This window comes from Lysobacter sp. KIS68-7 (assembly GCF_021284745.1).
Classification (GTDB): Bacteria; Pseudomonadota; Gammaproteobacteria; order Xanthomonadales; family Xanthomonadaceae; genus Noviluteimonas.
Genome location: NZ_CP089925.1, coordinates 993240 through 1020171 on the forward strand (window position 1 = coordinate 993240; position 26932 = coordinate 1020171).

General features: G+C 69.0%; 23 protein-coding genes and 1 pseudogene. 16 read left to right on the plus strand and 8 right to left on the minus strand.

The genetic code is table 11. The features are described 5' to 3' along the window. The first annotated feature begins 4 nt into the window (after positions 1 to 4). The 5 genes from bioH (at position 5) to LVB87_RS04750 (ending at position 4165) form a co-directional block, all read left to right on the plus strand. Complete coding sequence (gene bioH / locus LVB87_RS04730) at positions 5 to 772, plus strand: pimeloyl-ACP methyl ester esterase BioH (protein WP_232900458.1); 768 nt, start codon at positions 5 to 7, stop codon at positions 770 to 772. Beyond that, positions 769 to 1671: a malonyl-ACP O-methyltransferase BioC gene (gene bioC / locus LVB87_RS04735; RefSeq protein ID WP_232899760.1), complete on the plus strand. Its 903-nt coding sequence runs from the start codon at positions 769 to 771 to the stop codon at positions 1669 to 1671. The genes bioH and bioC overlap by 4 nt, the downstream gene beginning before the upstream one ends. An 80-nt stretch (positions 1672 to 1751) precedes the next feature. Then, positions 1752 to 2612, plus strand: a complete 861-nt coding sequence (locus LVB87_RS04740; protein WP_232899761.1) for a carboxypeptidase-like regulatory domain-containing protein — start codon at positions 1752 to 1754, stop codon at positions 2610 to 2612. An 84-nt stretch (positions 2613 to 2696) separates the two neighbouring features. Beyond that, a complete protein-coding gene (locus LVB87_RS04745; RefSeq protein WP_232899762.1) occupies positions 2697 to 3461 on the plus strand; it encodes an NIPSNAP family protein in 765 nt (254 codons plus the stop codon). 20 nt (positions 3462 to 3481) lie between these two features. Further along, positions 3482 to 4165, plus strand: coding sequence for a YafY family protein (locus LVB87_RS04750; protein WP_232899763.1), 684 nt, complete (start codon positions 3482 to 3484; stop codon positions 4163 to 4165). Between the two features lie 605 nt (positions 4166 to 4770). Here the strand turns inward: LVB87_RS04750 and phhA are convergent. Beyond that, a complete protein-coding gene (gene phhA, locus LVB87_RS04755) occupies positions 4771 to 5673 on the minus strand; it encodes a phenylalanine 4-monooxygenase (protein ID WP_232899764.1) in 903 nt (300 codons plus the stop codon). 125 nt (positions 5674 to 5798) lie between these two features. Here phhA and LVB87_RS04760 point away from each other — a divergent pair, with 125 nt between their 5' ends. Both LVB87_RS04760 and LVB87_RS04765 read left to right on the plus strand, forming a co-directional pair. Beyond that, positions 5799 to 6440 (plus strand): DUF2238 domain-containing protein, encoded by a 642-nt coding sequence (locus tag LVB87_RS04760; RefSeq protein ID WP_232899765.1) that lies wholly within the window; start codon positions 5799 to 5801, stop codon positions 6438 to 6440. A 53-nt stretch (positions 6441 to 6493) separates the two neighbouring features. Next, a complete protein-coding gene (locus LVB87_RS04765) occupies positions 6494 to 7678 on the plus strand; it encodes a hypothetical protein (RefSeq protein WP_232899766.1) in 1185 nt (394 codons plus the stop codon). A gap of 23 nt (positions 7679 to 7701) precedes the next feature. On the opposite strand, the pseudogene LVB87_RS04770 reads toward LVB87_RS04765, so the two are convergent. Then, positions 7702 to 8322 (minus strand): annotated as a pseudogene (locus LVB87_RS04770) (rhomboid family intramembrane serine protease); the annotation flags it as partial. 82 nt (positions 8323 to 8404) lie between these two features. Here LVB87_RS04770 and LVB87_RS04775 point away from each other — a divergent pair. Both LVB87_RS04775 and rmuC read left to right on the plus strand, forming a co-directional pair. Further along, positions 8405 to 9577 (plus strand): class I SAM-dependent rRNA methyltransferase, encoded by a 1173-nt coding sequence (locus LVB87_RS04775; protein ID WP_232899767.1) that lies wholly within the window; start codon positions 8405 to 8407, stop codon positions 9575 to 9577. Between the two features lie 88 nt (positions 9578 to 9665). Continuing rightward, complete coding sequence (gene rmuC / locus LVB87_RS04780; RefSeq protein ID WP_232899768.1) at positions 9666 to 11039, plus strand: DNA recombination protein RmuC; 1374 nt, start codon at positions 9666 to 9668, stop codon at positions 11037 to 11039. Here the strand turns inward: rmuC and LVB87_RS04785 are convergent, their stop codons facing one another. From LVB87_RS04785 to LVB87_RS04810, 6 genes are read right to left on the minus strand one after another with little or no spacing between them, the layout of a single operon-like run. Beyond that, complete coding sequence (locus LVB87_RS04785; protein WP_232899769.1) at positions 11040 to 12140, minus strand: VacJ family lipoprotein; 1101 nt, start codon at positions 12138 to 12140, stop codon at positions 11040 to 11042. Positions 12141 to 12171: 31 nt separating this feature from the next. Continuing rightward, the gene (locus LVB87_RS04790; protein ID WP_232899770.1) at positions 12172 to 12471 is read right to left on the minus strand and encodes an STAS domain-containing protein; all 300 of its coding nucleotides are present in this window, start codon (positions 12469 to 12471) and stop codon (positions 12172 to 12174) included. After that, positions 12458 to 13162: an ABC transporter substrate-binding protein gene (locus LVB87_RS04795; protein ID WP_232899771.1), complete on the minus strand. Its 705-nt coding sequence runs from the start codon at positions 13160 to 13162 to the stop codon at positions 12458 to 12460. Before LVB87_RS04795 ends, LVB87_RS04790 begins: the two co-directional genes overlap by 14 nt. After that, positions 13159 to 13683 carry an outer membrane lipid asymmetry maintenance protein MlaD gene (gene mlaD / locus LVB87_RS04800; protein WP_232899772.1) on the minus strand — a complete coding sequence of 175 codons (525 nt, stop codon included), beginning with the start codon at positions 13681 to 13683 and terminating at the stop codon, positions 13159 to 13161. Before mlaD ends, LVB87_RS04795 begins: the two co-directional genes overlap by 4 nt. Beyond that, positions 13683 to 14435 carry an MlaE family lipid ABC transporter permease subunit gene (locus LVB87_RS04805; protein ID WP_232899773.1) on the minus strand — a complete coding sequence of 251 codons (753 nt, stop codon included), beginning with the start codon at positions 14433 to 14435 and terminating at the stop codon, positions 13683 to 13685. Before LVB87_RS04805 ends, mlaD begins: the two co-directional genes overlap by 1 nt. Beyond that, a complete protein-coding gene (locus LVB87_RS04810) occupies positions 14435 to 15229 on the minus strand; it encodes an ATP-binding cassette domain-containing protein (protein WP_232899774.1) in 795 nt (264 codons plus the stop codon). Before LVB87_RS04810 ends, LVB87_RS04805 begins: the two co-directional genes overlap by 1 nt. A 167-nt stretch (positions 15230 to 15396) precedes the next feature. Here LVB87_RS04810 and recC point away from each other — a divergent pair, with 167 nt between their 5' ends. The 7 genes from recC to LVB87_RS04845 all read left to right on the plus strand — a co-directional run bounded on the left by recC (position 15397) and on the right by LVB87_RS04845 (position 26929). Then, positions 15397 to 18774 carry an exodeoxyribonuclease V subunit gamma gene (gene recC / locus LVB87_RS04815; protein ID WP_232899775.1) on the plus strand — a complete coding sequence of 1126 codons (3378 nt, stop codon included), beginning with the start codon at positions 15397 to 15399 and terminating at the stop codon, positions 18772 to 18774. Further along, positions 18771 to 22307 carry an exodeoxyribonuclease V subunit beta gene (locus tag LVB87_RS04820; RefSeq protein ID WP_232899776.1) on the plus strand — a complete coding sequence of 1179 codons (3537 nt, stop codon included), beginning with the start codon at positions 18771 to 18773 and terminating at the stop codon, positions 22305 to 22307. The genes recC and LVB87_RS04820 overlap by 4 nt, the downstream gene beginning before the upstream one ends. Continuing rightward, on the plus strand, positions 22304 to 24049 hold the full coding sequence (recD, locus tag LVB87_RS04825) for an exodeoxyribonuclease V subunit alpha (RefSeq protein WP_232899777.1): 1746 nt from the start codon (positions 22304 to 22306) through the stop codon (positions 24047 to 24049). Before LVB87_RS04820 ends, recD begins: the two co-directional genes overlap by 4 nt. A 182-nt stretch (positions 24050 to 24231) precedes the next feature. Beyond that, positions 24232 to 24693: a hypothetical protein gene (locus tag LVB87_RS04830; RefSeq protein WP_232899778.1), complete on the plus strand. Its 462-nt coding sequence runs from the start codon at positions 24232 to 24234 to the stop codon at positions 24691 to 24693. A gap of 159 nt (positions 24694 to 24852) precedes the next feature. Further along, complete coding sequence (locus LVB87_RS04835; protein WP_232899779.1) at positions 24853 to 25323, plus strand: hypothetical protein; 471 nt, start codon at positions 24853 to 24855, stop codon at positions 25321 to 25323. A gap of 53 nt (positions 25324 to 25376) precedes the next feature. After that, the gene (gene folE / locus LVB87_RS04840) at positions 25377 to 25973 is read left to right on the plus strand and encodes a GTP cyclohydrolase I FolE (RefSeq protein WP_232899780.1); all 597 of its coding nucleotides are present in this window, start codon (positions 25377 to 25379) and stop codon (positions 25971 to 25973) included. Between the two features lie 53 nt (positions 25974 to 26026). Next, positions 26027 to 26929: an NAD(P)/FAD-dependent oxidoreductase gene (locus LVB87_RS04845; RefSeq protein WP_232900460.1), complete on the plus strand. Its 903-nt coding sequence runs from the start codon at positions 26027 to 26029 to the stop codon at positions 26927 to 26929. Positions 26930 to 26932 lie beyond the last annotated feature (3 nt).

Below are 26932 nucleotides of genomic sequence, written 5' to 3' on the forward strand. Positions count from 1 at the left end.
GGGCCTGCACATCGACGTGGTCGGCAACGGTCCGCCGCTCGTGCTGCTGCACGGGTGGGCGATGCACGGCGGCGTGTTCGCGCCGCTCGTGGCGCGCCTGCGCGAGAGTTTCACCTTGCACGTCGTCGACCTGCCGGGTCACGGCCTCAGCCGCGCCTGCGACCTGCCGCTCGCGCTCGATCCCTGCGTGGACGCGATCGCCGCTCACGTGCCCGTCGCGCCTTGGTGCGGTTGGTCGCTCGGCGGACTGATCGCATTGCATGCGGCCGCGACGCGCCCGGAAGCCGTGCCGCGCCTGGCCATGCTCTGCGCGAGCCCGCGCTTCGTGCGCGGCGAGGACTGGAAGTACGGTGTGTCGGCGGAAATCTTCCGCGACTTCGCGGCTGGCCTGCGCAACGACTATCGCGCCACGCTCGATCGCTTCGTCGCCCTCGAAGCCTTTGGCTCCGACCATGCGAAGGATGAAATCCATGCCCTGCGCAACGATCTGTTCGCGCGCGGCGAACCGTCCGCGCAGGTGCTGGCGGATGGACTGGAACTGCTCGAAACCACCGACCTGCGCGCCGAACTGCCGACGCTGCGCACGCCGAGCCTGTGGCTCGCCGGCCGCCGCGATCGCCTCGTCGACCCGCGTGCGATGCGCGACGCCGCCGCACTCGCCCCCGGGGCGCACATGCACGTGATCGAACACGCGGGCCACGCGCCCTTCCTCACCCACGCCGATGAAGTCGCCTTGCGCCTCGAAGGCTTCCTGCAGGACATGGCGCAGTGACCGAACTGTTCGACAAACGACACGTCCGCCGCGCCTTCTCGCGTTCCGCGCATGGTTACGACGCCGCGGCCGCGCTGCAGCACGAAGTCGAAGGCCACTTGCTGGAATCGCTGGACTATCGCGACGACCCCAAGCTCGCGCTCCCGCCGCCGCAATGCGTGCTCGACCTGGGCGCAGGCCCGGGCCGCGCCACTGCCGCGATGCGCAAGCGTTGGCCGAAGGCGCGCGTGGTCGCGGTCGACCTTGCGATGCCGATGCTGCGCGAAGCCGGCAAGCGCAGCGGCTGGTGGCGTCCGTTCGATCGCGTGTGCGCCGACGTGCGCGCGCTGCCGTTCGCCGAAGGCAGCGTCGATGTGTTGTTCTCCAATCTCTGCCTGCAATGGGTCGAGGACCTGCCGGCGGCCTTCGCGGGCTTCCGTCGCGTGCTCAAGCCCGGTGGCCTGATGCTGGTGTCGACCTTCGGCCCGGACACGCTGTTCGAACTGCGCGAATCCTTCGCGCATGCCGATGCGGCACCGCACGTGAGCCCCTTCGCCACCATCGCGCAGTTCGGCGATGCGCTGGTGCACGCGGGCTTCCGCAATCCCGTGCTCGACCGCGACCTCCACGAAACGCGCTACGCGGACCTGCCCGCCCTCATGCGCGAATTGCGCGCGATCGGCGCGACCAACGCGCTGCAATCGCGGCGCCATACGCTGACCGGCCGCGCGCGCTTCGCCGCCGCCGCGCGGGCCTACGAGACCTTCCGCGCGGAGGACGGCACCCTGCCCGCCACCTGGGAAACCATCACCGCGATGGCCTGGGCGCCCGAGCCGGGCGCGCCCATTCGTGAGGGCGGGTTCGAAGTCACGACCGTTCCCGTGGGCTCCATCCCCATTCGTCGCAAGCCGCGCGCTTAGTCGCCGGTCGTTCAGCCGCTGTCGCCTCGCGGACCGGGAAAGGCGGTAACGTCCAACCCATCCATTCGAGGGCGGACCGCATGGCCTGCATTCGCATCCTGGTGTTGGGCGTGCTCGCTGGCGCCGCCTTGCTGCCCGCCGCGTGCAGCAAGGACGCCCAGGCGCCCGCGACGACGGCGCCGGTCGATGCGAGCACCGCGCGCGAGGAAGCCGATGCGTCGATGCGCGCATGGCTCGCCAGCATGCTGACCTGCGGCGACCGCGCGTTCCTGCGCAGCGATATCGACCTGCAGCAGCGTCATTTGTCGAAGATCCCCGGCATGAAGTGCAGCGTCGCGCCCGGTCCGCCGACGAACGCCGCACCGCTGCAATGCGCGATCGCGCCGCCGCTGCACCTGGCGCAGGCGGATATCGGTTGGTTCGTGATCGGGCGTCCGGAGAACGAGATCTCCACGATCATCCTGCCCGCGCCGCCTGAATCGCTGCGCACCTCGCTGTCCACCGGCGTGGGCATGCTGTCGGAAGGCACCGACCTGGGCGACACCACCGTGCAATGCGCGCTCACCGACGAAGCCCTCGCGCCCGGCGCGATCACGGGCACCGTGCAGCGCCAGGGCGACCCGTCCGCCTCGGTTCGCGTGTGCGCATTCGAACTCGCCGACGGCGTGCCGACCTGCACGACAACGCCCGACGGCCAACGCCATTTTCGCATCGACAAGCTGCCGCGCGGCGACTACCTCGTGCTCGCCGTGCCCGAAGACGCGCCGGATTCGCGCGTGGGCTTCACCGATTGCACGCGCGTGCCGGACGCCGCGGCTTGTACGCATGAGTTGCAGATCGTCGTGGTGCGCGCGGGACGGGCGACCGAAGGCGTCGACCCCGCCGATGTGCAACCGATGGAAGATGCGGGCGATTGGCCCCAGCCGCCCCCGGTCGATTGAGGCACGCTGGCCCTCATCCTTGCTGACAACAGGCTGTCAGCAGCCCGGGCGCAGGCTGCAGGCTTCCCGCTCGAGGCCGCCCGCATGTTGCTCGAACATCCGCAGTCCCTGCCGCGTGCGATCGCGCCGGCCTTGCATTCGCCTATCGTCGAGTTGCGCCAGTACACGCTGCATCCGGGGCGCCGCGATACGTTGATTGACCTCTTCGAACGAGAGTTCCTCGACACGCAGGCGGAGGCGGGGATCTCGGTGCTCGGGCAGTTCCGCGATCTCGATGCGCCGGATCGTTTCGTGTGGTTGCGCGGATTCGAGGACATGGACGTTCGCCGCGCTGCGCTCGAGCGCTTCTACGGCGGCCCGGCGTGGCAGGCGCATCGCGATGCCGCCAACGCGACCATGATCGATTCGGACGACGTGTTGTTGCTGCGTCCCGCCGCGCCCGCATCCGCGTTCGTGCTCGACGATGCATTGCCCGCGCGGGGTGAGGTGCGCGATGGCGGCGTGATCGTTGCGACGATCTACAGCTTCGACGCCCCCGTCGACATCGACTTCCTCGATTTCTTCGCCGCCGAATTGCATCCGGCCTTCGCCGCAGCGGGCGGTCCCGCGATCGCGAGCTTCTCCACCGAATACGCACCCAACACCTTCCCGCGCCTGCCGGTGCGCGAAGGCGAGCACGTCTTCACATGGTTCGCGCGTTTCGCCGACGTGGGCGCGCACGCCGCGTATCGCGAAAAGCTCGTGTCCGCGCCCGGCTGGCGTGCATTGGCCGTCGCGCTCGGTCGTCGCCTGCAAGGGCCGCCCCAGGTGCTGCGCCTGGCCCCCACGTCGCGCTCGCGCCTGCGTTGAGGTCGCGCCATCATGGCGCGATGCGCCGTGCCGACCGCCTGTTCCTCCTCATCCACGCCCTGCGCGGTCGTCGCGCAGCCCTGCCCGCGCATCGCCTGGCCGACACGCTCGGCGTGTCGCTGCGCACGGTGTACCGCGACGTCGCCGACCTGCAGCTCTCGGGCGTGCCGATCGAAGGCGAGGCGGGCGTCGGTTACGTGCTGCGCAAGGGGGCGGACATTCCCCCGCTGATGTTCAACGCAGACGAACTCGAGGCCCTCGTCGTCGGGACGCGTTTCGTGCGCGCGTTCGGTGGTACGCGTTTGGGCAATGGCGCCAAGGCGGCGTTGCTGAAGATCGAGGCGGTGTTGCCGCCGGAGCTGCGCGAACGCAGTGCGCGCAGCCGCATCTTCGCGCCGGAGGTCGCGCGCCTGGAATCCAGCGGGATGATCGATCGTCTGCACGATGCGATCGAGGGCCATCGCGTGTTGCGCCTGCATTACCGCGCGCAGGACGAGGCGACGAGCACGCGCGAGATCGAGCCTTTGTGCCTCGCGTTCTGGGGCGGAAGCTGGACGATCGGTGCATGGTGTCGCCTGCGCACGGATTTCCGCAGCTTCCGGCCCGATCGCATCGAGTCCTTCGAGGAAACGGGCGAGGTGTTCGAGGAGACCGACGTGCGTGGGCTGGCGGGTTACTTGCGTACGGTGGGCGGCGGGAATTGACGCTCCACGAGAGGGGCGTTCCGCCATGAGCCGTCGTGTGCTCCTCGCCGCTCACATACGGCAAGCTCCCGTCGAGGAGCACACGACGTCTCACGTCGGACCGCTCGCAACTTGATGCCCTCGCGGAGCGTCTGGTGTGAAGGGCCGCCGCAATCCGAATGCCTCGCACCTACACCCGGCTCCGGAAGGACGGCACATCGCCCCCTCGCTCGCTGCATCGGCATGCTGCGTCCCGCTTCGAAGGGCGACGTGCCTCACCTCATTTGCCAGATCCGCGCCTTCGGCAAAAGCGAAAACGCTCCCTCCATCCGAAGGAGCGCTTCCAACTTTGTCGCTAGGCACCTTGCCCTCCGAAGCGGGACGCAGCATGCCGATGCAGCGAGCGAGGGGGCAAAGTGCCGACCCTCCGCAGCCGGGAATTGGCGCACGCGATCGCATCGCGGTGACACGCGCATTCCAGACGCTCCGCGCAAACATCGGATCGCGAGCGGGCCGACGTGAGATGTCGTGTGCTCCTCGACGGGAGCTTGCCGTATGTGAGCGGCGAGGAGCACACGGCAGCTCGCGGCGGAACGCCCGTCTTGTGGAACGGCGTCTAGCGACCCTCAGACGTCCCCGTCGTTAAGCCACCCTTCCCCCGTACCGCGGTTGAACACCGCGTCGGTATCGAGCACCTTGCCAGCCGGGAACGAGTCCTGCTGCCCAAGCTTGGCGTAGATCGGCGTGAAATCCGGGCGCGTCGCTTCCATCAACTGCTCATAGCTGTCGATGACGAAATACGTCTTCTGGTAGGTATCGATCCGATAACGCGTGCGCATGATGCGCTCGAGATCGAACCCGATGCGGTTCGGCGCCGCGCTCTCGAGGCAATGGATCGACTCGCCCTTCGAACTGACGATGCCGCTCCCGTAGATGCGCAAACCGTCGGCCTGTTTGATCAACCCGAATTCCACCGTGTACCAATACAGCCGCGTCAGGTTGACCAACGCCTCCGGCCCGATGCCGTGCGCCTTCACGCCGCCGCGCCCGTAGGCTTCCATGTAGTCGGCGAACACGGGGTTCATCAACAGCGGCACGTGGCCGAAGAGATCGTGGAAAAGATCCGGCTCGCTCAGGTAATCGAGCTGCTCGGGCTTGCGGATCCACCACGTCACCGGGAAGCGGCGATTGGCGAGGTGGTCGAAGAAGGTGAGTTCGGGCAACAGGCCTTCCACGCCGACGAGTTCCCAACCGGTCGTCTTGCGCAGCACGGCGTTGAGGTCGTCGAACTTCGGGATGCGATCGGGCGTCATGCCCATCGCGCGCTGGTTGCGCAGGAATTCGTCGCTCGCGCGGCCCACGAGGACCTGCTGCTGGCGCTCGAACAGCGTGGCCCACACGCCATGGTCGTCGGACGTGTAGCTCGCCCAGGGTTGTTCGACCACGGCCGTCGTGTACACCGGCACGTAGCCCTTGTCGGTGAGCTGGTGTTCGACGCGGTTGGGCGTGGCGGCGGTGGGGTTGGCCATGGCGGGGGACCGAAGGATTCCTGTGAAAGATGCTAGCCGGTTCGGGCGCAATGGACTTGCGTTGTTGCGCCGATCCTCCGGCCGGGCGGATGATCCCCGCGCGAAATTCGCGTGAAAGGGGGCCCATGACCGCGTCCATCGCCCGTCCTCCGCGCCCGGCCGAAGCCTGGGTGCTCGCCCTCCTCGTGGCCGGGGCCCTCGTGGTCTCCGGTCTCCTGGCCCGGGATCGCACGACCTGGCTGATGGAAGTGGTGTGGGTGATCCTCGGCTTGCCCTTCATCGCGTGGCGGTGGAAAGCCTTTCCCCTCACGTTGTTGCTGTGCGTGCTGCTGGCGCTGCATGCCCTCGTCCTGATCCACGGCGGCATGTACACGTATGCACAAACGCCCCTGGGCTTCGCGATGCGCGATGCGTTCCGCGCGATGGGTTTCGACGCGGTGCGCAATCCCTGGGACCGTCTCGGGCATTTCATGCAGGGCTTCGTACCGGCGATCCTCGCGCGCGAACTGCTCGTGCGCTGCACGCCGCTGCGCCCCGGTGCCTGGCTGGCCTACCTGTGCGTCGCCGCGGCCTTGAGCTTCAGCGCCTTCTTCGAGTTGCTCGAATGGTGGGCCGCGTTGGCGATGGGCGCGGACGCCGACGCCTTCCTCGCGGCCCAGGGCGATGTGTGGGACACGCAGTGGGACATGTTCATGTGCCTGTGCGGTGCGATCGCGTCGTTGTTGCTGCTGTCGCGCATTCACGACCGGCAGTTGGGCCTGCGCTAACCGAACGACGATTTTCACGAAACGGCAGCGAACGCGACCCGATCATCGGGGTCATGGCCTCCCATCCTGCACGCCGGGCGCACGCCGCGCCGGTCGATGAGAACACCCGCACGGCTGCTGCACTCATGCGGTCGTTCGCCGAGCGCACCGGCCTTGTCGGCGCACTGCCGCCGCGCCGGTACCTGTGGACCGATGCGTTCGCGGTGTGCAACTTCATCGCGCTCGAGGAATACGAACTCGCCGAACGCTTGGTCGACCAGGTGCATGCCGTCCTCGGCCGCCATCGCGAAGACGATGCGCGCAAGGGATGGATCGGCGGCATGGACGAAGAAACCGGCGAAGTGCATCCCACGCGCGGCGGCCTGCGCATCGGCAAGCCTTTGCCGGAACGCGACGCCGATGCAGGCGTGGATCCAGAGCTCGAATGGGACCGCGACGGGCAGTACTTCCATTACCTGACGAAGTGGATGCACGCGCTCGATCTCGTCGCGCGCCGCACCGGGCAGGCCGATGCCGGCCGCTGGGCGCGCGAACTCGCGCAAGCGGCGCATCGCGCCTTCACCTACACGCCGGTGCCGGGTGCGCCGCAACGCATGTACTGGAAGATGCGCATCGATCTGTCCGCGCCCCTCGTGCCTTCGATGGGCCAGCACGATCCGTTGGATGGCCTGATCACCTACCTGCAATTGCGCGCGCATCGCCCGCCGCAACGCGTGGGGCATGGACCGGAACTGGATGGAGAACTGCGCGAGATGGCGGCGATCGTCGCGGGCACGAACCTGCTCACCGACGATCCGCTCGGCATTGGCGGACTGCTCACGGACGCTTATCGGCTCGCGCAATTGTTGCGCGTGCGGCCTGGCGACAACCCCTTGCTGGGCCTGGTCGTGGGCGCGGCGGCGAGCGGATTGACGCGCTATCTCGCGACGCAACCGTTCTCGCGGCCGACCTCCCAACGCCTGGCATTCCGCGAACTCGGGCTTGCGATCGGATTGCAGGCCACCACGCGCCTGTGGGCGGCGCTGGAACGCGATGCGGCTTCGCTCGACACGCAACCCGCGTTGCGCGCGGCATTGGATTCGCTCGTGGCGCAGGTGCCCATCGCGCGGACGATCACGGCGACGTGGCTCGACGTCGAACAACAGGGCGGCGACAGTAGCTGGCGCGCGCACGAAGACATCAACGGCGTGATGCTCGCGACGGCCTTGGTGCCATCGGGTTTCCTGGAACTGACTTAACCCGCGTCGGTGTCTTCCGTCGTTTCGTCCTCGAATTCCCAGCTGTAGCGGTGCCGCGGTCCCATAGGATCCGCGTTGCGGAACAGCCAGGCCGACACGATGCCCGCGATGGCGCCGCCCAGGTGCGATTGCCACGACACCGTCGGATCGTGCGGCAGCACCGTCACCAGCAAGCCGCCCGAGAACGTCAGCGCGACCATGGCCGCCGCGATCGAAGGCCGGTCGCGCCGCAACAGGCCGAGCACGACGACCAGGTACGCCAGCCCCTGCAACACGCCGCTCGCGCCGAGATGATGCGAGCCCGGCGAACCGAGCCACCACGCGGCGAGCCCGGAGCCGAGCCACGCGAGCGGGATCGTGCGCAAGGTCGCCCGCGGATACACGCTGCCGGCGAGCGTGCCCAGCAACAGCAGGGCGAGCACGTTGGAGAGCAGGTGGTCCATGGACCCGTGCAACAGCGGCGCCGTCAGCACGCCGAGCAGGCCCGACCACGCGCCGGGGATGACCGACCAGGCGCCGACGTCGAAGGTGTCCTGCGCCGAATACACGAGGGTGAGCAGCACCGCGGCCCCCGCGCTCAGGAGCGCGGCGCGCTTCACGCGACGGCGGTCATGGGCCCGCTGGGCGCGGGGATCGGCGGGCATCGCGTGGGTGGGCAGGTCCATGGAACCGGTGATGGCGGTGCGGCCTCACGGTTGCAAGGGCCGCACCGCGTAAAATCGCCGGATGGACGCCCTCGCACTCCCCACCGTCCGCCTGCGCAACGCCTGGCGGTCCTCGCATCCCTGGATTTTCCAGAAGCTCGTCGAAAAACCCCCGACCAAGCCCAAGCCCGGCAGTCTCGTCGATGTCTTCGGCGTGGAAGGCGACTGGGTCGGCCGCGGCTTCTACAACGGGCACTCGCGCATCGCCATCCGCCTGCTCGAGGCCGACCAGGACATCGCCGTCGACGCCGACTGGTTCGCCCGCAAGATCGCCGAGGCCGTGCGCCTGCGTCGCGACATCCTGCAGCTCGACAAGGTGAGCGACGCCTGGCGCGTCGTTCATTCGGAAGGCGACGGCCTGAGCGGACTCGTCGTCGATCGCTATGCGGACCTGCTGGTCGTCGAATTCTTCAGCGCAGGCATGTTCCGCCACCGCGAGTGGATCTACGACGCGTTGCGCGCGCAGTTCCCCGGCTGCCGCTTCCATGCCTTCGCCGATGAACACGTGCAGAAGCAGGAGTCCTTCGACTTCCGCGGCTCCGAGCCTGCGGCGCCGGCGACGATCACCGAGCACGGCATCCGTTTCCGCGCCGATCCCGCGGGCGCGCACAAGACCGGCTTCTTCGCCGACCAGCGCGACAACCGCGAGTGGCTGTCGCACCTGTGCACCGGCAAACGCGTGCTCGACCTGTGCTGCAACACCGGCGGCTTCGCGGTGTACGCCTCGGCGCGCGGAGCGACCGAAGTGGTGGGCATCGACATCGACAACGACGTCATCGAGATCGCCAAGGCCAACGCCCGCCTCAACAACGTGCGCCCGCGCTTCGTGCAGGCCGACATTTTCCCGTGGCTGCGCGATGCGGGGAACAACGGCGAGCAGTTCGACGTGGTCATCCTCGATCCCGCCAAGATGACGCGCGACCGCGAGCAGGTGATCCCCGCGCTCAAGAAGTACCTGGACATGAACAAGCTGGCGCTGGGCGTGGTGAAGCCGGGCGGCTTGTTCGCGACTTTCTCGTGCACGGGCCTGGTGAGCGAGGAACAGTTCCTCGACATGCTGCGCCGCGCCGCGTTCTACGCCGGCCGCACCGTGCAGGTGCTGAAGGTCTCCGGCGCGGGCGCCGACCATCCGTTCCTCGCCCAGGTCCAGGAATCGCGGTACCTGAAGGCAGCGTTCTGCCGCGTGCTGGATTGAAGCAACCCGCATCGCGATCGGCGGCGGTCGCAGGCATTGAGATGCGCGCAGCGCATACACTGCCCACGCCAGAGGGAGGACCGCCGCCATGACCATGACGCTCATCGTCGCCTGTGTGTTCGCACTGGCGCTGGGGCTCGCCGTCGGCGCCCTGCTGATCAAGCCGAAGCCGGCCACAGGGGACGACACCGCCCGGATCGACGCCCAGATGCGCACCGCCGCCCTGGAAGGCGAATTGCAGGCCCGCGCGGGCGAACGCGAAGAACTGCGCGCGGAGATCGCCCGCTTGCGCGAACGCGCCCGCGACGATGCCACCGCCATCGAACGCGCACGCGCCGAAGCCGAGCAGGCCCAGCGCGCGCGCGCCGAGACCGAAGCCTTCGTGCGCAACGCCCAGAACGAGTTGTCGGCCAAGTTCACCGAGCTCGCCGGCAAGGCCTTCCACGAGCGTGGCCAGCAGTTCGAACAGAACGTGCGCGTGGCCACCGGCCAGTCGAAGGCGGACATCGAGCTGATGCTCAAGCCCTTCGCCGACCAGCTTGGCGCCTTCCGCCAGCGCATCGACACGGTGTACGGCGAGGAATCCAAGGAGCGCGCCTCGTTGTTCGGCGCCGTGCAGGAACTCAAGACGCTCAACCAGGACATGGCCACGCAGGCTTCGGCCCTGGCGCGCGCGCTGAAGGGCAACGCGAAGGTGCGCGGCGACTGGGGCGAGCTGATGCTCGAGAGCGTGCTGCGCAGCTCGGGCCTGGAAGAAGGCGCGCATTACGAGCGCCAGCACTCCAGCACCGACGACGAAGGCCGCCGCCTGCGCCCCGACATCGTGATCCGCCTGCCGGGCGATCGCTGCGTCGTCGTCGACAGCAAGGTCAATCTCGTCGCGTGGGAAGAAGCGATGAATGCGGAGACGCCGGAAGCGCAGCAGGAAGCGCTGCGCCGGCACGCGGTCGGCCTGCGCCAGCACGTGCGCGACCTCGCCGACCGCAACTATCCGAAGGCGCTGGGCGATTCCGCATTGGATGTCACCGTGGCTTTCGTGCCGATCGAAGGCGCGCTGTCGGCCGCGCTCGGCTTCGACGGCGAGCTGCAGTCCGAAGCCTTCGGCAAGGGTGTCGTCTTCGCTTCGCCCAATACGCTGATGGCCGTCCTGCGCGTGGTCGAGCGCCTGTGGACGAAGGAAAAGTTGCAGAAGCAGGCGCTGGAAATCAGCAAGACCGGCGGCCTGCTGCTGGATTCGGTGATCAACTTCCTTGCCGACTTCGCCTCCGTCGGCACCGGCCTGGAGGACGCGGCGAAGGCGTACCGATCCGCGCGCGATCGCCTGGAGGATTCCACGCAGGCGGTCATCCCGCGTGCGCGGCGCCTGGTCGAACTCGGCGTGAAGGGGAAGAAGAAGCTGCCGACCGAACTGCTGCCGGACGAGATCGACCTGGATCCCGAAACGCTCTCCGACGAGCGCTGATCAGCGCCCGCCGTCCATCGGCGTGATCGGGATCGCGTCGACCGGCACGTCCGGATTGGAGTCGTCGCGCAGGTAATCCGGCAGCGACGAGTCGTCCTGCGTCGTGCGGTCGCCCCAGATCTGGTAATTGCGGCGCTGCAGCCACGCATCGCGCACCAAGGTGTAATCGTCGGTGGCGCCTTCGCGCATCGCATCCACGGACATCAGCTGCGTGCGCACGTCCACGAGGTTCAGGCCCTGGAGGAACCAACGCACCGTGTCGTTATCGACCTGGCGCGTCAGGCCGAACGGCGCATCGCTGGCCATGCCGAACATGTCGCGCACCGTACGAGGCCCGAACAGCGGCAGCTCGACGTAGCGCGAACGCTTCCATCCCCACACGCCAAGCGTCTGCCCGAAGTCTTCGGTGTTGTGCGGGATCTTCGCTTCGGTCGCCGGATCGAACAGGCCGCCGATGCCGAGCGTCGTGTTGATCGTGAAGCGCCCGAGCGCCTGCGCCGCTTCCTTCGGCTTGCCCTGCAGCAGCGAGTTGATCATCGTCAGCGGCTGCGACAGGTTGGAAAAGAAGTTGCTCACGCCCAGGCGCACGGGACGCGGCAGCACCGCCATGTAGAACTTCGCCAAGGGCTTGGCGATGTGGCGGTCGACGCCGTTGTTGAACGCATGCATCTTGCGGTTGAACGGCTCCCACGGGTCGAACGCTTCGAACTGGGCCGCTGGCGCGGGCAGCCCGTCGTCGGCCGAGGACGTCGCATCGGTGCCATAGAGCGCGTCGTAATCGGATTCGGCCGTGGTCGGCACACCGCCTTCAGCAGGCATCGCGACGCTGGCACCGGACGGCAGTGCCACGCTCGAAGCGACAGGCACCTGGATGGTGCCGGCGACGGGCATGTCGACGCTGGTGGCAGCCGGCGGCGCGATGCTCGTTGCGCTCGGCAGCGACACGCTCGTCGCGGCAGGCACCGACGCCGTCACCGGCGCGGGCAGGGAAAGCGGCGACGCGATGTCCTGCGCCAGCGCCGCATGCGCGCACAGGGCGAGGGAACCGACGATCAGCGCACGCGGAAAGGGCGCGCGAACAAGTACGGAGGGGCGATCCATGCCGACGATTGTAAAGGGGTGGGCGCCGCGTTCAGGCGGCGGCGAAGGCGAGCGCCGCATCCAGCCGATACGCACTGCGCAGTTCGGCCAGGCCCCGCGGTGCACCGGCCACGGTGATCCCGCCGCCGGCGCGCGAGGCAAGTTCGGCCAGCAGCGCGAGCCCGGCGCTGTCCACCGACGGTACGGCGTCCAGCGAGAACCGGCGAACGCCGGCCACCTGTGCCAGCGCACGTGGCCAGAGGGACGCAACGGCATCGCGGGACAACACGCCGGAGAACACGAGCGTGTCCCCATCGCGCGTCACGCCGGCCGGGGCGTCATTGGGCCGCATCGGCCTGCATCTTGCCGGCACGCAGGTCGGCGGCGACCTGCTTGATCGACTTGTTGTTCAACGGCGCATCGAACTGGTTGCGGAAGGTCTGCACGAAGGACACGCCTTCGACCATCACGTCGAACACCTGCCAGTTCGCACCGGTCTTGCGCATCAGGTAGTCGACCGGCGTGGTCTGGCCGCCCGCGCGCAGATACTCGCTGGACACCTTGACGATCGCGCCGCCGCGCAGCGGTGTTTCCGACTTCACGCGCACCTTCAGGCCGGTGTCGAAGCTCAGGAGCGCCGAGCCGTAACGGGACATCAGGCTGTCGGCCAGCGCGTCGGCGAACAGCTTCACGTCGGCATCCGACGCGCCGCGGCCGTGACGGCCGAGCACGAGGCGCGCCGCGTAGTCGCGGTCGAACATCGTGTTGAATTCGGTGGAGATGAACTTGTCGAGCGCGGCGGGGTTCGACTTGAACTCGCTGCGGCGCTTTTCGAGCGTGGCCACGATGCGGTTGCTGTTGGCCAGCACGAGCTGGCTCGGCGTGCCCTGCGTGGTGGCGGCGGCGGCCGGTGCGGCAGCCGGCGTGGCGGCCTGCGCATGCACGAGCGCCGGCGCCGTTGCGGCGACGAACGCAGCGACGGTGAGGGCCTGGTAGGTCAGCCCGCGCAGGGACACGCGAGTGGCGGATTGCGAACGCTTCATTTGGACTGCTCCGTGGGGGCGTCGGAGGGAGTGGACGTGGTGGACGCGGCGGCCGGCTTCTCGCCGCCGCCCGCGAACATGTATTTGCCGACCAGTTGCATGAGGTCGACGGCCGACTGCGTCAAGGCGATCTCGTCGCCGGTCTTCAGGGTTTCGACATCGCCGCCCGGCGAGAGGCCGACGTAGCTTTCGCCGAGCAGGCCGGCCGTGAACACACCGGCCGAGGTGTCGGCGGGCAGGTCCTTGTAACGGTCGTCGATCGACAGCGTCACGATGGAGTCGAACTTCACCGGATCCAGGCTGATGTCCGAGACCTGGCCGACCACGACGCCGCCGATCTTCACCGGCGCCGAGGTGCGCAGCTGGCCGATGGAGGAGAAGCGCGCCTTGAGCGGATACGTGTGGCCGCCGAAGCCCCACTTGTTGTTGGTGGAGGCCAGCGCCAGGACCAGCAGGCTCGCCAGGGCGAGCAGCAGGAACGCGCCGACCGCGAATTCGAGACGGGGACCGCGCATGGCCATCAGCTCCTGAACAACAAGGCGGAAAGGACGAAATTGAACATCAGCACCAGCAGCGAGGCATTGACGACCGCGCGGGTGGTGGCGACCGAGGTGCCCTCGATCGTCGGTTCGGCGTGGAAACCGACGTAGGCGGCGACCAGCGCGGACGTCGCGCCGAAGATCGCAGCCTTGATGAAGGCGACGAGGAAATCGTCGTGGAAATCGACGCTGTCCTTCATCGTCTGCCAGAACGTGCCGCCGTCGATGCCGATCACGTGCACGGCTTCGAAGTAGCCGGCGGTGACCGCCAGGCTGATGAAGAACGCGGTCAGCAGCGGCACGCACAGTACCGCGGCCCAGAAGCGCGGCGCGACGGTCTTGGCCACCGGATCGATCGCCATCAGGCCGAGCGCGGTGATCTGGTCGGTCGCGCGCATCAGGCCGAGTTCGGCCGCGATCGACGAACCGGCGCGCCCGACGAACAGCAGCGCCGTGAGCACCGGCCCGAGTTCGCGATACAGGCCCAGGCCGAGCAACGCGCTCACCTGGCCCGTCGCACCGTAGGTTTCCAGCGCGCGATAGCCGAGCAACGTGACCGACAGGCCCACGAATGCACCGCCCGCGGCCACGATCGGCAGCGAACGCGCACCGATCTTGTAGATCTCGCGGGTGAGCTCTGCGAAAAAATCACGGGTCGGCTTCGACGCGCGCAGCACCGACAGGGCGAACAGGCCGGCGGCGCCGAGCGACCGGGTGGCGGCAACGAAGGGCATCAGGCAGCCTCCGGCGCGCGCGCCGCAGTATCGAAGGCGATGGGACCGTCGGGCTGGCCATCGAGGAACTGGCGCACGAGCGGGTCGCGCGATTCCGCCAGCGCATCCGGCGTGCCCGAGAACACGATGCGGCCGTTCGCGATCACGATCGCGTGGTCGGCCACCGGCATGGTTTCGTGCACGTGGTGGGTGACCACGATGCTGGTCAGGCCGAGCGTGTCGTTCAAACGGCGCACCAGGCTCATGACCACGCCGCTCGCGATGGGATCCAGGCCCGTCAGCGGTTCGTCGTAGATCATCAGCGGCGGATCGAGCGCCAGCGCGCGGGCGAGCGCGACGCGGCGCGCCATGCCGCCGGACAGCTCGCGCGGGAACAGGTCCGCGGCGGCGCGCAGGCCCACCGCGTGCAATTTCATTTCGACCAGGCGGCGAATCACCGGATCGGGCAGGTTCGTGTGCGCGCGCAGAGGCAGCGCGACGTTCTCGGCCGCGGTGAGGTCCGTCAGCAGGCCGTTGCCCTGCAACAGGACGCCGATGCGCTTGCGCATCTCGAGGAGCGCCCGTTGGGAGCGCGGGACCGCCGCGCCGAACACTTCGACCCGGCCGGCGGCGGGAACGAGTTCGCCGGTCAGCGCCGCCAGCAGCGTCGACTTGCCGCTGCCCGAGGGACCCAGCACGGCCGTGACGCTGCCGCGCGGCACTTCGAGCGCGACATCGCGCAGCACGGTGCGGCCGCCGCGGTCGAGGCGGAGGTCGGTGATGCGGACGGCGGGAGAGTCGGGCGACGCGGACACGCGGGGCTCGGATCCTGGATGCGTATTCAAGAAAATGCGGCGCAGCTTGGCCAGCGGGCGCTGAATGCCAGCCTAGCGCGGTCGCGCATTCTCTCAGGTTCGCGATGCGCAGCGGCGATTCCCGGCCCGGTCTTAGCGGATGCGACCGCGTCCGGCATCATGCCCGGATGCAGGGACGCCCCGACTTCCGGCTCTACCACGGCAACGCGCTCGACGTGCTCGCCGGTTTGCTGGCGGCGGAAATCGCACGCGCGCCGGCCGATGGCGACTGGTTGCGGCCCGATATCGTCCTCGTCCCGCAGTTTTCGATGCGCCGCTGGTTGCAGCAGGCGCTGGCCGAAGCCACCGGCATCTGCGCGAACCTGCGTTTCCTCACACCCGGTGAATTCGTCGACCTCGCCCTCGACGCCAACCTCGGCCCGGCCCCGCCCGAAGACCGCCTCGACCCCGACACCCTGCGCTGGCACGTGCTGCGCGAACTGCAGCGTCGCCCGCCCCCGGCGCTCGCGCGCTTCCTGGACGGCGACGACGTGCGCAAGCCCTGGTCGCTCGCCAACGCGCTGGCCGACACCTATGAGAAGTACCAAGCCTGGCGCCGCGACTGGCTGCGCGCATGGGAACAACGGCCGCCGAAGGATGATTGGGAAGCCACCCTCTGGCGCAACATCGCGCGGGATCGCGCCCATCGTGCGCGCCGCGTAGGCGATTACCTCGCGCGCTTCGGCGAGGACGGCACGGCCCCGGTCGGCCTGCCCCCGCGCCTGTTCGTCTTCGCCTGCCAGAACGTCTCGCCCGACGTATTGCAGGTGATCGCCAGCCAGTCGCGCGCCGGCACGCAGCACTTCTACCTGCATTCGCCCGCCCGCGGCTTCTGGGGCGACATCGGGCGCTGGGCGCGCTACGCGCCCGCCGATGACGACGCCTTCCTGGGCGATGGCACCCACACCGATGCCCCCAATCCGCTGCTCGCCGCCTGGGGCCAGGCCGGCCGCGATTTCGTCGCGATGCTCGTGGGCGGCGACATCGCCACGCCGTCCTTCGACATCGCGCCCTTCGTCGAACCCGTGCGCGACACGCTGCTCGGCCGCATGCAGGCCGACCTGCTCGACAACCGCGCGGCCCTGCGCGAGAACAGCGATGCCGCGTGGCCGCGCGTGCAGGTCGACAAGTTCGACGCGAGCCTGCAATTCCATGCCTGCCACACGCGCCTGCGCGAAGTGCAGGTGCTGCACGATCAGCTGCGCGCGTTGCTCGAGGCCGAGGGGCGCGAAGGCGAACCGCCGCTGCAACCGCGCGACATCGCGGTGCTCGCGCCCGACATCGATGCGTACGCGCCGCATATCGAAGCGGTGTTCGGTGGCGCGCTCGGCACGGCGCGCGAGCTGCCCTACACCATCGCCGACACGAGCCCGCTCGCGAGCGCCCCGATCGCCGAGGCGTTCCTGCGATTGCTGGAACTGCCGCTGCGTGCGCCGTCGCTCGCCGACGTGCTCGACCTGCTCGCCGTTCCCGCGATCGCCGCGCGTTTCGGGCTGGAAGATGCCGACCGCATGCGCGTGCAGGATTGGCTGGAATCCGCCGGCGCGCGCTGGGGCCTGGATGCACGCGATCGCCAGCGGCACGGCGCCGAGGGCGAGGCTTACACGCTCGAATTCGCGATCGATCGTCTCCTGCTCGGTTATGCGAGCGGCGACGGCGAAGACATCGCCGGCATCGCGCCGTGGCCGGAACTGGAAGGCCAGGCCGCCGAATCGCTTGATGCCTTGCTGCGTTGCGTGGCCATGCTGCGCGATGCACGCACGCAGCTGACCGGGCCGCATGCGCCCGCGAAGTGGGCCACCTTGCTGGAACGCCTGCTCGGCGAAGCCTTTGCCCCCGCGCGCGACACCGCCGACGCAGCGCTGCTGCGCCGCCTGCGCGATGCCATCGGCCGCTTCTCCGATGGCGCTGCGCGCGCCGACTACGACACACCGGTCGAACACGCGATCGTGCTCGAACAATTGCGCACCGAACTCGGAAGCGCCGACGCGCGTGCGCCGTTCCTGTCCGGCGGCATCTGCTTCGGCCGCATGGTGCCGATGCGCCTGATCCCCTTCCGCGTCGTGTGCCTGCTCGGCATGGACGCCGAAGCGTTCCCTGCATTCGAAGGCCGCGATCCGATCAACCGCATCGCCAATGCACTGGGCACGAAGGAACGCCGCACGGGCGATCCCTCGCGGCGCGACGCGGATCGTTACCTGTTCCTGCAATTGTTCGCTTCCGCCGGTCGCGTGCTGTCCTTGAGCTGGTGCGGCATGGACCCGCGCGACAACAGTCGCCGCGAGCCCTCCACGCTGGTGGCGGAATTGCTGGACACCGCGGCGGCCTACCACGGCGGCGATCCCGACCACGTGCGCGAGACGCTCGTCGTCCGCCACGCCCTCCAGCCCTTCTCCCCGTCCGCGTACGGCGCGCCGCATGCGGGCGAAGTGTTGGCCGAAGGCGATGGCACCGAGCCGCGGCGTTTCAGTTACGACGCCGCGTGGCAGGCGGCGTCCACGGAAACCGCGGGGACCGATGCATCGCCGCCATTCGCACCCGTCACGCTGCGCCTGCCCGCGCGCGACCTCGTGCACGCGCCCTTGTCGTTGGATCGCCTGCGTCGTTCGCTGATGCGGCCGCACGCGGTCTACCTGCAGGAAGGCCTGGGCCTGCGCCTGCCGGAAGACGAAGCGCCGCTCGCAGAACACGAACCGCTCGGCGCACCGGATGCGCTGGAACAGTACGCGTTGCGCAATGCGGTGTTCGATGCCTGGTTGCGCGCGAGCGGCCAGCCGGATGCGCACGTGCTGCATGCGCGCTTGCTGGCGCGTGCCTTGGTGGCGCCGGGCGCGGAAGGGCGTGCACAGGTCGCGAAGGTGCTGGAAGAGATCGCCCCCTTCGCGATGCGTGCCGTCGAAAAGGGCTTCAGCGATGCACCACGGCGACGGGCCGTCGCGCATGCCTCCTCGGCCGGCGTGTTGCGCGGCACGCTCGATGGCGTGCATCGCGATCGCGTGCTGCGCGTGGTCCTGCGGCCCGATGGCGTGCATGGCGGCCACGCGATCCGCCACGGCCTGGATCGCCTGTGTGCCTCGCTGCTCGGCCTGCCGATGTACGAGCTCGCCAAGCCGTCGAAGGACGACGCGCCCGAGTTCAACATCCTCAAGCCACTGACGGAAAAGCGCGCCATCGCCGCGCTCGACTCGCTGTTCGCCTGGCACGACGCGGCGTTGCGCGCGCCGCAAGTATTCCTGCCCAAGAGCGCGCACGACTACGTGCAGGTGCTCGCGGAGAAGGACGCCGTCGCCGCGCTGCGCGCCGCGCGCCAGACCTGGACGGGCGACCGCTACGGCCAGACCGAACGCGCGGAAGCCACCGCCGCCACGCACGTCGCCTTGCGCGGCCGCGATCCCTTCATCGACGAGGACGTCGAATCGCAGCTCCGTTTCGCACGACTCGCAGAAGCCGTGTTCCGCGCCCTGGGCCAGGACGCCGTGCCGTTGGACGCGGAGGTGCTCGAGTGAGCAGCACCGTGTTCGATACGCCACTCGACGCCCGCAGCCTCATCGAAGCGAGCGCGGGCACGGGCAAGACCTATGCGTTGGCGGGCTTGTTCGCGCGCGCGGTCATCGTCGAACGCCTCGCGGTGCCGCAGATCCTCGCCGTCACCTACACCGTGGCCGCGACGCAGGAACTCCACGAGCGCGTTCGCTTGCGCTTGCAGCGCGCCGCCAAGCTCGCGGAGGCCTGGCAGGAGGGCGCACCTGCCGAGCAAGCCGGGGACGCGGCGGATACCGCGCTGCTGCGTCGCCTGCTGCACGCCGCATTGGCCAGCGAATCGCTCCCCGCCTTGCGCCTGCGCCTGCGCCGCGCCGTGCGCGACCTCGACCTCGCGGCCATCACCACCATCCACGGCTTCTGCCAACGACTGCTCGCCGAGCACGCGCTGGTCGCCGGACACCCGATGGTCCACACCGACATCGAACCGGCCAACGCGGCGCAGCGCAGCGCGCTGGCGGTCGCCGTGTGGCGCGAACATGCGAAGACCGCCGAAGGCGTCGAATTCCTGCAACGCACATTCGGCAGTCTCGACACCCACGCCGACGCGATGCGCGACATGCTCGCGCCCGAGCCGCTGCTCCCGCCGCCACCGCGGGGCGACGCCGAAGCATCGCGGACCGATGCATGGCGCCACGTGCGCCAGGTCTATCTCGACACCGGCGCGGATGCGCGCGAAACCCTGCTCTCGCAGATGGCGCGCGGCCAGCTCAGCCGCGACAAGCGCAAGGGCATGCCGGTCGACGCGTTGTGGCAATGGTTCGACGCGCAATCCGACGCGCCACCCACCCGTACGCCCGCCGAACTCGTGCGCCTGACGCGCAGCGGACTCGATGCGCTCGCGCAGAGGGGCGCGCGCGCGCCCGAGCTCGCGTTGTCGGATGTGGTCGAACGCTGGCTCCTCGCCGACGAGGCCTGCGACCTCGCCCGCCTGCATGCGATACGCGACGACGCACGCCGCCACGACCAGGCCGCGAAGCGCAACGCCCACGTGCGCGACTTCGACGACCTGGTCGAAGACGTGTTCGTCGCCATCTCCGATCCGGATTCCGCCGACGCACTCGCTGCTGCACTCCGCGCGCAATATCCCCTCGTGCTCGTGGACGAATTCCAGGACACCGACGCGCGGCAATGGACGATCTTCGAACGCTTGTTCGGCGAAGGCGGGCTGCTGCTCGTCGGCGACCCGAAGCAGGCGATCTATCGATTCCGCGGCGGCGATGTGCAGACCTATCTTGCCGCACGCGATACCGCGCGGGTCGCCGCGCCGCTCGACCGCAACTTCCGCTCGAGGCCATGCGTGCTCGACGCGGTCAACGCCCTGTTCACGCATGCCACGCAACAGGCCGGCCTGCTCGGCGACGGCATCGCATTCGCGCTGACTTCGGCGGGCGGCAGCGCCAGCGATGCCGACTTCATGCGCGGGGGACACATCGCGCCCGCGCTCGTGGTGCAGGCCTTGCCGAACAAGCCGGGTGGTCGCTGGAACGCGCCGGATTCCATAGCCACCGCTGCAGACTGCTGCGCACTCGAGATCCGGGACCTGCTCGCCGCCGCACGCGAAGGCCACGCGCTGCGCCGCGACGGCGATGTGATGCGGCCGATCGAAGCGCGCGATTGTGCGGTGCTCGTGCGCAGCCACAAGGAAGGCATCGCAATCCGCGACGCGCTGACGCGCCTGGGCATCCCGGCCGTGAGCGCGGGGCGCGGCAGCCTGTACGAATCGGACGAGGCGCAGCATCTGCTGGCCCTGCTGCTCGCACTGAGCACGCCCGGCGACGATCGCCGCCTGCGCGCGGTGCTCGCGACCCCCTTGTTCGGTTACGACGCGCAAGCCTTGCAGGCCCTGGACAGCGACGGCGACGCCCATCGCCGCTGGCAGCAGGACCTCGCCGACTGGCGCCTGCGCTGGGAAACGCACGGGCCGCAACCGATGCTCGCCGAAGTGCTGTCGGGACAGGCGTCGCGCCTGCTCGCCTTCGCCGGCGGCGAGCGCAGCCTCACGCACCTGCTGCAGCTCGGCGAACAGCTGCAGGAAGCGCGTGCGCGTCGCCTCGGCCCGCAAGGCCAGGTCGACTGGTTGCGCGCGGCCATCGCGCATGCCGACCGCGACGACGAAGAACAACAGCCGCGCCTGGAATCCGACGCGAGCCGCGTCCAGATCCTCACGCTGCACAAGAGCAAGGGCCTGGAGTTCCCGCTCGTGTTCCTGCCCTTCGCGGCCATCGGGCGCAGCAACGGCCGCGACGACAAGTTCGTCGGTTACCACGACGAGGCCGGCCGACGCGTGCGCCAACGCAAGACACGCATGCAGCATCCGGGTGCGCCCGCGTGGGACGCGGCGTGCGCTGCTTCCAAACGCGAAGACGCCGCCGAGGACATGCGCCTGCTGTACGTCGGGCTCACGCGTGCGCGCGATGCCTTGTGGCTGTGCACAGCGCCTTTCGCTTCGAACGAGGTGTCGTCCTTGCATCGCCTGTTCGGCGGCGTCCTGCCGAATGCGGAAGTGCGGCTCGCGCTCGGCCCCGCGCTGCAATTGCGCGACACACCGCCGGACCTCGGCGACCGCCAGCGCCTCGCCCCCATGCGTCCCGAACGCGTCCCCGCCCCGCGCACGCCGCACCGACGCCTGCGTCGCGACTGGTGGATCCACAGCTTCAGCCAGTTGCATCGCCAGCATGCGCACGGTGCGCAAGCCCTGGTCGAAGATGCACCCGCCGACGATGAGCGCACCATGCTGGTGACCGAGATCCCCGTTGACCCGGCGAGCCTGCGTTTCAGCGGCACGCGCTTCGGCAACGCGATTCACCACGCGCTCGAGCATGTCGATTTCGCCGCATGGCGCGGCGGCGACGGCAGTGCGATCCCGGAAGGACAGCGTCCTTTGCTGGAGGCGGCGCTGCTATCGCAGGACTACGTCGAATCCGATTTCGATGCCGGCGTGCGCGAACTGGCGCCGCTGATCGCGCGCACGCTCAACGCCGCCTTGCCCGAAGGCGGGAGCCTGGCCGATCTCGCGCCGACCGAGCGCGTGGCCGAGCTGGAATTCCATTTCACGCTGGCCGATGCGGATGCGCAGGCGCTTCTTGCGCTGCTGCAGGCGCACGGCATCGCGCCGGGCCGCCGCGATTTCGGCGCGTGGCCGCGGCTGGCGGGCCTGATGACGGGCAAGATCGACCTGACCTATCGCGTGGACGGGCGCGTGTACGTGGTCGATTACAAGTCGAACCGTTTGCCTGCGTACGACGCCGACGCGCTGGCGCACGCGATGATCGCAAGCGAGTACGACCTGCAGGCCTTGCTCTACGCAGTGGCCGTGCATCGCTGGCTGCGCATGCGGCTGGGGGCGTCGTACGACCCGGGCATACACCTCGGCGGCGTGCGCTACCTGTTCTGTCGCGGGCTCGAAGGCGATCACGGCATCGCCGCGCCTGTGTTCCCGCCCGCGCTCATCGAGGCGGTGGATGCGTTGCTCGGCGGCACGCGGGAGCTTGCATGAGCGCCACATTCCCGATGAATGACGACGCACCGCGCACCTTCGATCGCACGTTCGCCGAAACGCTGCGACGCCTGGACCCGGCGACCGATCCGCGCGTGCTCGACGCGGCCGAGCGCGCGGCGTTCGCGATCGCGCAGGGGCATGCGGCGTTCGACATCGCCGGCGAACCCGATGCGCACGATCTCCGCGCGGCCCTGCGCGCGTCGCGCTGGATCGACACGCCCGCGCCGCAGGACCCCGCGGACCCGGCGCTACCGCTCGTCCTGGAAGGCGACCTGCTGTTCCTTCGCCGCTACCGCGAATACGAACGTCGCCTCGCGCAAGGCCTGCGCCGCATCGCATCGGCATCGCTTCCCGACGCGGAAGCCGCGCCCATCGCCCCGTTGTTCGACACCCTGTTCCCGCCTGCGACGCGCGATCCGCACCAGGCCCGCGCCGCTGCGCTCGCGTTGCGCCATCCCTTGCTGGTGATCACCGGTGGCCCCGGCACCGGCAAGACCACGACGATCGCGCGCATGTTGTTGCTCTCCATGGCGCACGCGATCGCAGGAGGCCGCGCGCTGCGCATCGCGCTCGCTGCCCCCACCGGGCGCGCCGCCGAACGCATGGCCGAAAGCCTGCGCAATGCGATCGACGGAATGCGCAACGACGGCGTCGACGCCACCTTGTGCGACGCACTGCCCCGCGACGCCGGCACGCTGCATCGCCTGCTGGGCACGATCCACGATCGTCCGCGCTTCCGCCACGGCCCCGACCTTCCGCTCGCATTCGATCTCGTCGTGGTCGACGAGGCCTCGATGGTCGACCTGCCCTTGATGTGCAAGCTCGTCGAAGCGATCCCCGACGGCGCGCGCCTGGTGTTGCTCGGCGATCGCGACCAGTTGCCGTCGGTGGAAGCCGGCGACGTGCTCGCCGCGATCGCGGATGCAGCGACCACCATGGAGCGCGATGCGCCCGTCGCGGCGACGCAGGGTTTCGGCGGCATCCGCGTCAACCTGCAGCGTGCCTTCCGCCAGTCCGATGCACTCGATCTCGCACCGCTCGCCACGGCCGTGCGCGAGGGCGACGCAGACACGGCACTCGCCCTCTTGCGCAGCGGTACCTTGCGCGGCGTCGATTTCCACGAAGACGTCGCCGATCCACTGGCGCCTCCGCTGCGCGATGTGCTGCTCACGCCGTGGCGGGAGCTCGGCAGCGTCGATGCGGCCAATGCGGATGACATTGCCGCTGCGCTCGCGCTAGCAGGACGCGCACGCCTGCTCACGGCGCTGCGCAACGGCCCGCAAGGCGCGATCGCATTGAACGCCCGCATCGAAGAAGCGCTCGCCGGCGCGCAGCGCGATCCGTATTTCCACGGCCGACTCGTGGCGATCACCGAAAACAGCTATCGCCACGGCCTGTTCAACGGCGACCTGGGCCTGTGCCTGCGTGGCGAAGACGGCACCGCCGTGTGGTTCCGCACGGCAGCGGGGCTTCGCCCGTTCCATCCGGGCGCCCTGCCCGCGCATGCAGGTGCATTCGCGATGACGGTGCACAAGGCGCAGGGCTCGGAATTCGACACGACGTGGGTGCAATTGCCGCGGCAGCCCGCGCGCACCTTGTCGCGCGAACTGGTCTATACCGCCATGACGCGCGCACGCAATGCGTTGCACGTGTGCGCATCGGAGACGAGCCTGCGTGCAGCGCTCGGAATGCGTGCACAACGCGTCTCGGGTCTTGCATCGCGATTGCGCGGCGCATGATTTCCTGAACGCGTCAGCCTCCTGAACACGCCGCGATGTGCACGCAATGTGCACGCGCACGCGCATTCGAAATCGGTTCACGCAACGCGCGCAACTTTCACCATCACTGCACCACGCGCTGCATACCGTTGCCCCTCGTCGCGCGCACTGCGCGCCGTTCCCCACGTAGCAGGAGCATCAGAATGAGCGATATCAAGAAGGACCACAGCATTGGCGAAGGCACCGGCGCAGTGACGGGTGCCGTGACAGGTGCGGTGGTCGGCTCCGCGGGCGGTCCGGTCGGCACCGTCGTCGGTGCGTTGGCCGGTGGCGCGCTCGGCGCGAAGGCCGGCGGCAAGATCGCCGAAGCGGTGAATCCCACCGAGTATGCGGATCACTGGAAGACGTCCTATCGCGACACCGCGTACTACAACAACGCGCGCGACTGGAGCGATTACGAGCCGGCCTACAAGTACGGCTACGACACCTACGGCCAGTATCGCGGCCAGCAGTTCAACGATGTCGAAGGCGACCTCGAACGCGGCTGGAACTCGGGCAAGGCGAACTCGCGCCTGGCGTGGAACGAAGCCAAGGGTGCGGTGCGCGACGGTTGGCATTACATCGAACGTGCGATGCCGGGCGACGCCGACCGCGACGGCCGCTGATCCGCGTTTCAGTCAGGACTCGCGGTCGCCTCCGCTGTCGGCGCCGCAAGACGAGCCGGGGCAACCCGGACGCAAGGGCCACCTCACGGTGGCCTTTGCTTTTCACCGTTGCTAAACACCGTCCTGCCTAGGTTGGAGGCTCAACCGGAGGCCGCGCGCATGAGCATTCTCAGAAAAGACCATGTGGTCGGGACGGGAGGCGCGGCGCTGGCCGGCGGCGCAGCCGGAGCGGCCATCGGCGCGGTCGTGGCGGGGCCGCCGGGCATGGCGGTCGGCGGCGTGGTCGGCGTTGCATTGGGCGCCACCGCGGGCGACCGCATTGCCGAGGCACGCGATCGCCGCGAGAACCTCGGCCACTTCGAACAGATCTACCAGTCGATGCCCTACTACCGCGCAGGCCATGACTGGCACGACTACGCGCCGGCCTATCGCTACGGCCTGGAGACCTACGAAAAGTACGGCACGCAGTCCTTCGCCGATTCCGAATCGAGCCTGCAGGGTGCCTGGGAAGCGAACGCACGCTTCGGCTCGCGCCTGAGCTGGCTGGAAGCGCGCCCGGCCGTCGAACACGCCTGGCGTTCGATGGACGAAGCCCTCGGCAAGGCCGAGCACGAACCCCGGCCGCGCTGAGCGCGGCCGCTGCCGGTACCATGGCGGCCCCCGCAAGCAGGGCCCGACGCGCCATGAGCGATATCCGCCACAACGTCCCACGCAGCGAAGCCGAAGACGCCGTCCGCACGCTGCTGCGCTGGTCCGGCGAAAACCCCGACCGCGAAGGCCTGCTCGACACGCCCAAGCGCGTGGTGCGCGCCTACGAGGACTGGTTCAGCGGTTACGCGATGGATCCGGACGATTACCTCGCGCGCACCTTCGAAGAAGTGTGCGGCTACGACGAGCTGATCGTGCTGCGCGACATCCAGTTCGAGAGTCATTGCGAGCACCACATGGCGCCGATCATCGGCCGCGCCCACGTGGGCTACCTGCCGAACGGCAAGGTGGTGGGCATCAGCAAGCTGGCGCGCGTGGTGGAAGCCTATGCACGCCGCTTCCAGGTGCAGGAGAAGATGACGGCGCAGATCGCCAACTGCATCGAGCGCGCGCTGCAACCGCTCGGCGTCGGCGTGGTGATCGAAGCCGCGCACGAATGCATGACCACGCGCGGCGTGCACAAGCGCGGCGTGAGCATGGTGACCTCCACGATGCTCGGCAGCTTCCGCGAAGACGCACGCACGCGCTCTGAATTCCTGCAGTTCGTTTCGGTGGGATCCGGGCACCGCTGAACGACGCGCCGCCGCCGCTCGATTGCCTGATCGTTGGCGCCGGCCCCGCGGGCCTGACGGCGGCGACCTACCTCGCACGGTTCCATCGCCGCGCCGTCGTCGTCGATGCGGGCAAGAGCCGTGCTCGCTGGATTCCGAAGAGCCACAACTGCCCGGGCTTCCCGTTCGGCGTCGCGGGCACGGACTTGCTGGACAAGTTGCGCGAGCAGGCGACGGGTTACGGCGCGGAGATCGTGTCGGGACACATCGCGCGCCTCGAACACGACGCCGACGGCTTCATCGCCACCGCCGACGACGGCACGCGCTGGGAAGCCCGCCACGTGATCCTCGCCACCGGCATCGTCGACCGGATGCCCGCGATGCCCGGGCTGGAAACCGCCATCGAGCACAACGTCGTGCGCATGTGCGCCGTGTGCGATGGCTACGAGGCGAGCGACGACCACATCGCCGTGTACGCACCCGTGGACGACGCCATCCGGCACGCCGTCTTCCTGCGCACGTTCTCGCGGCGCGTGGCGGCAGTGCGCTCCGAACCCGGCGAGCCCGACGAAGAGAACGCAAGGCGTGCGCGCGAAGCGAACGTCTCCGTGCTGCCCGTGGCCACGCGCCTGGAACACGACGGCACCTGCTGCGTCTTCCACCTGGAAGACGGCAGCACGCATCGCTTCGACACGGTGTATCCCGCGCTCGGCTGCGAAACGCAGTCGGACCTTGCGATCGCGCTTGGCGCGGCCGTCGACGACATCGGCGCGCTGCGCGTGGATGCGAAGCAGCAGACCAGCGTCGAAGGCCTCTATGCCATCGGCGACATCGTCAGTTCGCTGAACCAGATCAGCGTGGCCGTCGGGCACGCGGCGATCGCGGCCACGGCGGTGCACAACCGCCTGCCGGGCAACTTCCGCGAGGATCCGGACAGCCAGCCGGAGTCGGCAGCGGACCTGCCGAGCCCCGGCTGACGT

Coding starts and splice junctions, on each gene's coding strand:
- LVB87_RS04790 (WP_232899770.1), bottom strand. CDS start 12,471: ATGCGGCCCAATGACGCCCCGGCCGGCGTGACGCGCGATGGGGACACG.
- recD (WP_232899777.1), top strand. CDS start 22,304: ATGAGCGCCACATTCCCGATGAATGACGACGCACCGCGCACCTTCGAT.
- LVB87_RS04830 (WP_232899778.1), top strand. CDS start 24,232: ATGAGCGATATCAAGAAGGACCACAGCATTGGCGAAGGCACCGGCGCA.
- LVB87_RS04835 (WP_232899779.1), top strand. CDS start 24,853: ATGAGCATTCTCAGAAAAGACCATGTGGTCGGGACGGGAGGCGCGGCG.
- LVB87_RS04745 (WP_232899762.1), top strand. CDS start 2,697: ATGTTGCTCGAACATCCGCAGTCCCTGCCGCGTGCGATCGCGCCGGCC.
- LVB87_RS04760 (WP_232899765.1), top strand. CDS start 5,799: ATGACCGCGTCCATCGCCCGTCCTCCGCGCCCGGCCGAAGCCTGGGTG.
- mlaD (WP_232899772.1), bottom strand. CDS start 13,683: ATGGCCATGCGCGGTCCCCGTCTCGAATTCGCGGTCGGCGCGTTCCTG.
- LVB87_RS04785 (WP_232899769.1), bottom strand. CDS start 12,140: ATGGATCGCCCCTCCGTACTTGTTCGCGCGCCCTTTCCGCGTGCGCTG.
- recC (WP_232899775.1), top strand. CDS start 15,397: ATGCAGGGACGCCCCGACTTCCGGCTCTACCACGGCAACGCGCTCGAC.
- LVB87_RS04775 (WP_232899767.1), top strand. CDS start 8,405: ATGGACGCCCTCGCACTCCCCACCGTCCGCCTGCGCAACGCCTGGCGG.
- LVB87_RS04795 (WP_232899771.1), bottom strand. CDS start 13,162: ATGAAGCGTTCGCAATCCGCCACTCGCGTGTCCCTGCGCGGGCTGACC.
- folE (WP_232899780.1), top strand. CDS start 25,377: ATGAGCGATATCCGCCACAACGTCCCACGCAGCGAAGCCGAAGACGCC.
- rmuC (WP_232899768.1), top strand. CDS start 9,666: ATGACCATGACGCTCATCGTCGCCTGTGTGTTCGCACTGGCGCTGGGG.
- LVB87_RS04805 (WP_232899773.1), bottom strand. CDS start 14,435: ATGCCCTTCGTTGCCGCCACCCGGTCGCTCGGCGCCGCCGGCCTGTTC.
- LVB87_RS04750 (WP_232899763.1), top strand. CDS start 3,482: ATGCGCCGTGCCGACCGCCTGTTCCTCCTCATCCACGCCCTGCGCGGT.
- LVB87_RS04765 (WP_232899766.1), top strand. CDS start 6,494: ATGGCCTCCCATCCTGCACGCCGGGCGCACGCCGCGCCGGTCGATGAG.
- phhA (WP_232899764.1), bottom strand. CDS start 5,673: ATGGCCAACCCCACCGCCGCCACGCCCAACCGCGTCGAACACCAGCTC.
- LVB87_RS04740 (WP_232899761.1), top strand. CDS start 1,752: ATGGCCTGCATTCGCATCCTGGTGTTGGGCGTGCTCGCTGGCGCCGCC.